The organism is Peribacillus sp. NPDC096540, assembly GCF_050278525.1.
GTDB lineage: Bacteria > Bacillota > Bacilli > Bacillales > DSM-1321 > Peribacillus.
In genome coordinates, this window is the sequence record NZ_JBNNTG010000087.1 from 1 (window position 1) to 4,690 (window position 4,690).

5 protein-coding genes are annotated in these 4,690 nt (G+C 34.2%); 2 read left to right on the forward strand and 3 right to left on the reverse strand.

Translation table 11 applies throughout. The features are described from left to right. Nucleotides 1–446: 446 nt before the first annotated feature. From ACQKMR_RS28105 to ACQKMR_RS28115, 3 genes are all read right to left on the reverse strand, one after another. The gene (locus ACQKMR_RS28105) at nt 447–1,073 is read right to left on the reverse strand and encodes an FMN-dependent NADH-azoreductase (protein WP_427700205.1); all 627 of its coding nucleotides are present in this window, start codon (nt 1,071–1,073) and stop codon (nt 447–449) included. A 71-nt stretch (nt 1,074–1,144) separates the two neighbouring features. Further along, the gene (locus ACQKMR_RS28110; RefSeq protein ID WP_427700206.1) at nt 1,145–1,729 is read right to left on the reverse strand and encodes a DUF3238 domain-containing protein; all 585 of its coding nucleotides are present in this window, start codon (nt 1,727–1,729) and stop codon (nt 1,145–1,147) included. Nucleotides 1,730–1,864: 135 nt separating this feature from the next. Next, the gene (locus tag ACQKMR_RS28115; protein WP_427700207.1) at nt 1,865–2,461 is read right to left on the reverse strand and encodes a DUF3238 domain-containing protein; all 597 of its coding nucleotides are present in this window, start codon (nt 2,459–2,461) and stop codon (nt 1,865–1,867) included. A gap of 150 nt (nt 2,462–2,611) precedes the next feature. Here ACQKMR_RS28115 and ACQKMR_RS28120 point away from each other — a divergent pair, with 150 nt between their 5' ends. Both ACQKMR_RS28120 and ACQKMR_RS28125 read left to right on the forward strand, forming a co-directional pair. Next, a complete protein-coding gene (locus ACQKMR_RS28120) occupies nt 2,612–3,085 on the forward strand; it encodes a MarR family winged helix-turn-helix transcriptional regulator (RefSeq protein WP_427700208.1) in 474 nt (157 codons plus the stop codon). A 338-nt stretch (nt 3,086–3,423) separates the two neighbouring features. Continuing rightward, on the forward strand, nt 3,424–4,242 hold the full coding sequence (locus ACQKMR_RS28125; RefSeq protein WP_427700209.1) for a leucine-rich repeat domain-containing protein: 819 nt from the start codon (nt 3,424–3,426) through the stop codon (nt 4,240–4,242). Nucleotides 4,243–4,690 lie beyond the last annotated feature (448 nt).

Genomic DNA, 4,690 nt, shown 5'->3' on the forward strand with positions numbered 1-4,690 from the left:
CCCACGGGCAGGAACGTTCTACCCCGGCTACCGTTATCATATATCGATATAAAAAATGGTCAACCAGAAATTTCTGGCTGACATTATAATACGAACGGGGCAGGAAAGTTGAAGAGTGCTGTTTGATCTTTATTCAACAATTGGGCCAGATTGTGGAAGATCATTTTAAAAGAAAATTCGATATTTGTCGATGAGATTTTGAGGGGTTGTACTTAAGCTAAAGGACAGAATAGTTGAAGAAGGAAATCAAGTTTATATATATTTTGTCTATCAACGTTCCATTGTAATGTAATCCTTCTTTCTATCTTTTTATAAGATTAAAATGGAAATATTACATCAATTGGGTTTTAACTCCCCCAAAAGTAGCAAGATGAGCGAATAAAAAAACAGTACCACCGCTATAAAAGTGGTGGTACTGCTATATTGAGTGACAAGTGTTTTATTAATTAGAACGTACTTGCTACTTTAACAGCTTTTTCAAGCCCTGCAGCAATAATTTCTTCTGCTTTAGCTGGGAATTGATTGTGACCTTCAATCACTATTTTCTCTATATTTTCTACACCGAAGAAGCTCATCATACTTGCTACATATTTAACAGCCATTTCTACTTCGGCTTTTGGTCCTTCAGAATATACACCGCCACTTGCGTTTAATAATGCAATTTTCTTATCTCCAATCAGACCTACTGGACCTTCTGGCGTATATTTAAATGTTTTGCCCGCGCGGTTTAAATAATCAATATATGTGTGTAGTATAGCTGGAATTGTTAAGTTCCATAATGGGAAACCAAATACAACTTTATCAGCTGCAAGGAATTGTTCTAAATATTTATCAGCAACAGTTACTGCTTTTGCTTCTTCTGCTGTTAACTCAAGTCCTCTACTAGTTTTAAAAGTGCCATTAATCATATCTACTCCTACATATGGCAATTCTTCCTTGTATAAATCAAGCTCTATTACTTTATCATTTGGATGTGATTCTTTATAGCTTGCTAAAAAAGCCTCATATAATTTCACACTCACCGCTTGGTTTGCGGGGCGATTGTTTGCTTTTACAAATAAAACTGTTGTCATTCTCTTTTCCTCCTATTGCTCACTCTTATGTTGTTATATATTTATTCACTAAAAAGGGAATCATATTGTCTTTACAATATCTTTTTAAAACTATATTCCATGTCTCCGCCTAGAGCTTCAGGTGTATCACCAGTTTCTCTGAAGTCATGTGTATGAATCTTCTCAAACGGACCAAAGTTTACCTGCTTATAAAATTCATAACAAGGGAATCCGTCATGTGCACCTTGAATATCGACAGTACCATCTTTTTTGACATGTACAGTTAATAGATAATCAACGGGAGGTGCATATTTATTTAATGGGTTGCTAGCACTAGCAATCATTTGAAATTTGACGTCATCTGACCTCCATACAACATCAGTGCACAAAATACCTTCCGTACTAGCTTTTCCTGTTCTTTTATTAACGGAACCATCAGGAGTTGTGATTCTTTCTATTGTTATGCCCGTATTCGCATATGTGAAAATTTCTTTTTTGTAAAAATCTACAACTACTTCTTGTTCCACTCTAGAACGCATAGCGTTTACCGCATAAGGTGTAAATTCACGTGCATCACCTTCGAATTGGATTATGTTTCCCGTTTGAATATCTTTCTTAGGTTCAGTCCAAGACATTGGAATAAATACACTTGCTCTAACTTTAACGATATTAGTCATGAGACACACCTCTGTAATTCTTAATTTTATTTTGGGTAATAATAATATTGACCCATTGAGCAAAACAGATCACAATTTCTTTCGTATGATCAATTGCTTTTCATTTAATATTTGCTGCTGCTTGTAATCGTCTACTTAGTATTTATATCTAGATTGTCGTTTAAAACTGTATTCCATTTCCCCAGCTAGTGCTGCCGGAGTGTCACCAGTTTTTCTGAAATCATGTGTATATATTAATTCAAATGGACCGAAATCTGTTTGTTTATAAAATTCATAGCAAGGGAACCCATCATGGGAACCTTCAATATGTGCAACCCCACTTTTGTTAACGTGTATAGTTAATACATAGTCAGCTGCAGGTGCTGCTGTATTCAAAGGATTGCTGGCACTAGCACTCATTTTAAAAGAAACTTCGTCATCGCCCCACTCAACATTAGTGCATTCAATATTGTCTGTACTTGTTTTTCCCTTTTTATACTCGATTGAACCATCTGGATTTGTAATTTTCACAGTTACGATACAAGCATTTGCATGTGAAAAAATTTCTTTTTTATAAAAATCAATAATCACTTCTTGCTCTAATCTTGACCGCATAGTGTTTACAGCGTATGGTGTAAATTCACGTGCATCACCAGTGTATTCGAATATCTTTTCTGTTGCAGGATCTTTAATAGGTTCCAACCAAGCATACGGTGCAAATACACTTCCTCTAATTTTAACGATGTTAGCCATGAGAACCCTCCATAATGTATTAATTTTGTTTCGGTGAATCCTATTTTTTTATAATAGAATTATAGTCAACTTGATTGACTATATTACGTATAGTACAATGGATTTCAAATAAAGTCAACCTAATTGACTTTATTTAAGGAGGTTTTATGTATGAATCATGAAGTATTTAGTGAATTGGATCTTACATCACTTTTATCATTATCCTTTAGTACATCAATTAATGAATTACATGACAGATTGAGTGAATTGGGATTTGGAGATATTAGACCTGCACATGGTTTTATGTTTAAATGCCTCACTCCCAATGGAGCAACAGGTATAGAACTAGCCGAATATTTAGGAATTACAAAGCAAGCTGTGAGTAAAATGGTGGATTATCTTGAGAAAAGTGGCTATGTAATGCGCAAAGCTCATCCCACTGATAAGAGAGGGAAAATTATTGTTTTGACCGAACGAGGTTGGTTAGTTGTGAAAGCAAAAGAGAAGATACTAACTGAGATTGAGCAACGTTGGATTGAAAACATAGGTGCTGAACGCCTGCAAATGCTCAAAGAAGATTTAACAAAATTAGTTTATGAAGAAAATGAAGATAAACTATCATCGAGGTTAAAACCTGTCTGGTAATTATAGAGTTTATAAAGGGAACTTTTAATCGTGCTTAAATTCGTACTAACAGTACAGCATTCCTGTAATGATATAAATTAGCAGCAAGGTTTGTGGAGAATTGTACGGGAGAGTTAGTTCAAGAAAAACAAGCTAACATTTGTGTTTCTATTTTCGTTGTTCCATCAAAGGGCGCGATTCTTGAAGAAGGTTCGCTGTTCTTATAGAACTAACGGGTGCGTTAGTTCATTAACTTGGGTTGCTTCGGCAGCCTTTTTCTTATGGCACTAACGGGGCAGGTTAGTTCAATAGTATTCGAAATGGTAGAATATTTTTAAACGATTATGCGGAGGTATAAAATGTTATTTTTAAAAGAACACCCCCATTTTATTTTTCGTCTTGGAGAACAACCTCAGTTTGTAGATGATTTATCCGACGTAGATGACTCTTCTACCGAATTGTTAATCCAAGGGAAAACTAAGAATATTGAAAAGCTAAAATCTTTTTCGAAATTGATAAAACTGTGGATTTACACAGTAAACCAAAATGAATTCAATACTATATTGAGCCTAGTCAATCCGAAAATGCTGCATATATATGAAATGAGAGTAGAAGATTTATCTATTATCGGATCACTTAAAGATGTTGAGGTAATGTCGCTTGACTGGAATTTAAAAGCAACTTGTTTATGGGATTTATCTAAAAATTCTTCTTTAAAATCTTTGTCTATAAAAGACTTTTCCAAGTTAAATGACATAAGCGCTATACAAAACAGCACAAGTTTAGAACTTTTAGATTTGTCAGGTGGAGAGTCGAAAGACTTAAAATTAAATAATCTTCAGCCTCTAAAGTATCTTAGAAATTTAAAATATCTGGGTTTATCAAATATTAAGGTTCAAGACGAGTCGCTAGAACCCATTTGCGGGTTAAAAGAGCTTCAAGAGTTAGAAATCTCTAACCAATTTCCTACGGAAGAATACGCGAAGTTGTCTGTAGCTATTCCTAATACTAAGTGCGATAAATTTAAGCCATATGTACATCTTTCAAGCCCTATCGAGGAAGAGGATGTAATGGTTGTAGGTAAGCGAAAGCCTTTCTTAAATTCTAAAGTTAATTTGCAAAGATTACAAAAATACGAAGAGCAATTCAAGGCTTTCCAAAGAAAGTATAAAGGGTAACCAATTTAGTATATATACCTGTTCTATTCTTCAACTAACGGGTGCTTTACTTCATTACCAGGAGCTGATCAGCAGCTCCTTTTCTTATGGAACTATCGGGGCAGGTTAGTTTAAGTAGCGTAGTTTATTCGAACTATCGGCATATAAAATTATCCATTATGTTACAATTAAATTGGGTATTTTAATGAAAACCCACTGTTTTAATAAGGTTCTATATCTTACATAGCAAGGAAACGAATACGAGCTCTCAAATTAATTTTTCTGAAATTCAATTTAATCAAAACTATTTAAAATTTACCTTTACGTTAATAGTAATAATGGCAATATTTATTATCGTCATAACCACAAATAGAACGGCCAACCATCTTAGGGGGACAAAACACTTGATAGCATTACTATTACTTCTAATTTATATCGTATATAGAATTTATAAATCAAAAAGACCTTT